We start from the raw sequence: 2,672 nt of genomic DNA, 5'->3' as shown, positions 1-2,672 counted from the left end.
AAGCCGCGAACCGCCGTACTCGACCTCTTCGCGTATGGCCTCGATCCTCAGGCCCTTCAGATCGAAGATGACGCCGTCGTCGACCTCGATGGCCATGATTTCGCGGAACGTACCCAGCAGCGCATCTGCCGCGGCGTCACCGAAGCCAAGCAGGTCCACATCGCGTGTCGCACGGTGCGGCTCGTCGAACCAGGTGGCCAGCAGCATCGCACCCTTCAGCACGAAGCGCTCGCGGTGAGGCGAGAGGCTCAGCCGATGCAGCAGGCGCTCCAGCGCGTACCGCGTGAGAAGCAGTTCCATGGGCGTGCCGCGTGCATGCGCCAGGTTCAACAGGCGTTGACGCACGGACGCGCCGACGTTGCGGGCGCGATCAGGCATCGCTGGTGAGCGCCATCACGTAGGGCTCCATCGTGGCCCACACGCCTATGGCCTTCGCTTCCCGAGTGATCTCTGCAGGCGTGGCCTTGCGCTGCCGCAGTGCCTGCCTCAGGCCCTCGATCGCCAGCGCATCGCCTACCGTGCGGCGGTAGCGGAAGAGGTCGGCTACCGTCTTGGCCACGCCGAACACGGGCACTGAGGTTCCGGCGATCTTCTTGTGCTCGACGCCGCGACGCAGAAGCTCGTCGGAGAACCGGGCGATGCGGATCGGCGGGTAGGTGACTCGGGGACGCCAGTCCTTGCGCCCGATGGCGATCCAGACCTTTGGCGGCATCTGGTCCGTGAGGCCGTGGAATGCCAGGGCTGAGGCGAGGCAGATGACACCCTTGGGCACCAGCCGCGCTGCCTCGGCCAGGGACTGCTGCGCATCGAGCTCGGCATCGGGAAGCTGATAGAGCCCTCGGGCAAGGCGCACCACCTCGCCGGCGCGCTCCATGCGGCTGATCGTGGTGGCCGTGATGCCTGCCGCGTTGAACTCCGCAAGCCGAGTCATCCCCCGGCGCCGTAGCAGCACCAGCGCCTTGGTGCGCTGCGTGGAGGCGTAGGCTGCGGGCATGGTATGAATCCTCGGTCGAACGAAGCAATCGTCCGAGGGTTTATACCACTCTGGCGTGGACGGGAGCAACTGACCGTTCATCGCAACTCCACCGCAGATTCGACTGGACTTGGGTGATGTGGATGCCGGGGCGGAAGCGATGGCATGGCTTCGCTCGATGGATTCCATCGCCACACGGGAACGGAAGGATCGCCCGCATGAATCTGCTGCTTGCTGCCCTCGATGCCCGAGTGATCGACGAAGAGCAACGGTGCCGAACCCGCGCAGTCGGTCAGCGTTGCGCTGGCGATCTCGCTCCCTGCACCCAGGTTGTAGCGAAGCCCCTTCACGAAGGATCGCCCATCGACCACCAGTCGATCAACGAGCTGTTTCTCGAACCCGTCTTCGACCGGCAGCCAATGCCGTGTGGTCGGCATCAGCGACAACTCCACTATGGTGGGGATCCCCGCCATTGCGACGCTGAAGGTCGCGATCATCACCATGTGGATGTCCTCGGCGGCACCCCAGAGTGCCAGCTCGCGCTCGAAGCGCCGAGCCAGGCGGCGATAGATCCTCTCGTCCAATGCGAAGGCCTGGTCAGGCACATGTTTCACCACAGCCTTGAAGCCATAGCGCGCAGGCACGATCTCCTTGATCTCCGCAATCGTCAGCATCAACTGCTGCTGCTTGCCAGGGACTGCGACGGCCTGAGACCAAAGCGAGATCCGCCTGGCGTTGATCGCGTCGCGCTGCTCGACCGAATAGACCTCAGGGATGTAGAGACGGGAACGCAGTGAGCCTCCGCGAGCGACCTTGTCCTCGGCGGCCAAGAGCAGGTGCTTGCGCACCGTGCCCCAGGTTCGTTTCCCGGCAAACCCCGGATGCCAGCGCGTCAGCTCGGCCTGGTCCCACAGGTAGTGCAGCAGGCCCCGCAACGAGAGCTTGGCGCCGTCGCTGGTGACGCTGTCGCTGTAGCCGCCCGCAGGCGGCATCTGCGATCGGCCGGGCATCTTGGCCAGCGGGAAGTCCAGCTTCAGCGTGGTTTCGCCGGTGGCCGGGTCCTCGGTGATCGCGCTGCCCAGCACCTGCCCCAGGCCGGAGAACTCGGCCGGTGGTTCGTACGACGGGCAGTCTGGCTCGTGGTGGCTTCCCGTGTCGGGCATGCGCTTGACGATGTAGCCCCCGCCCAGTCGCGCCACGTACATCTCGACGCCTTCGGCTTGGCATAGGCACCGCGGACGCTGGTGGGAGGCGTGTGCGTCGGCAATGGCGTCGGCGAAGCCTCGCGACCCGATCTCGAAGCGACGTCCGGCGATCTCGTAGACCGCCGCCGGTGCCGTGATGCCTTGAGCCGGAATCTCCACCGCCGTGGCCTCATCGCACAGGCGCTGGTGCGGCGCGGTCGCGCGTGCGCTGCATTTCGGGCGTCGGCATGACGACGGGCCGCTGCGACGGAGCCGCCTTATCGTAGACCTTGACCTTCGGCACCTGGCCATCGCGGATGCGCTGCGCGAGCTTCTCGGTTGCCGCGGCCATCACGGCCGCGCGCTGCTTCTCCGGCACCTTCTTGGCGACCAGCACCGCCTCGATGGCGGCGAGCACGGCCTTGCGGCCACCGCTGCCTCGGGCCGACGCCTTGTCGGTGGGGGCTGCCGCCCCGGCGCCAGCGTCGCGGGCCGGCTCGATGCGGTTGACCAGG

Annotated in this window: 3 protein-coding genes and 1 pseudogene; all 4 read right to left on the bottom strand. The window is 66.8% G+C overall.

From position 1 onward, the window contains the following. On the bottom strand, positions 1–378 hold a 378-nt coding region (locus tag AB7U92_RS25580), incomplete at its 3' end, for a nucleotidyl transferase AbiEii/AbiGii toxin family protein (RefSeq protein ID WP_428583432.1). Next, positions 371–1,075: a type IV toxin-antitoxin system AbiEi family antitoxin domain-containing protein gene (locus tag AB7U92_RS25575; protein ID WP_428583430.1), complete on the bottom strand. Its 705-nt coding sequence runs from the start codon at positions 1,073–1,075 to the stop codon at positions 371–373. The genes AB7U92_RS25580 and AB7U92_RS25575, both read right to left, overlap by 8 nt. Continuing rightward, positions 1,072–2,337, bottom strand: a complete 1,266-nt coding sequence (locus AB7U92_RS25570; RefSeq protein ID WP_428583428.1) for a DUF1173 domain-containing protein — start codon at positions 2,335–2,337, stop codon at positions 1,072–1,074. The genes AB7U92_RS25575 and AB7U92_RS25570 overlap by 4 nt, the downstream gene beginning before the upstream one ends. A 10-nt stretch (positions 2,338–2,347) precedes the next feature. Continuing rightward, positions 2,348–2,672: pseudogene (locus AB7U92_RS25565) on the bottom strand (LPD7 domain-containing protein); the annotation flags it as partial.

Source organism: Piscinibacter sp., from assembly GCF_050175855.1.
Lineage (GTDB): Bacteria > Pseudomonadota > Gammaproteobacteria > Burkholderiales > Burkholderiaceae_C > Piscinibacter.
This window is presented reverse-complemented; position numbering and strand designations above follow the sequence as displayed.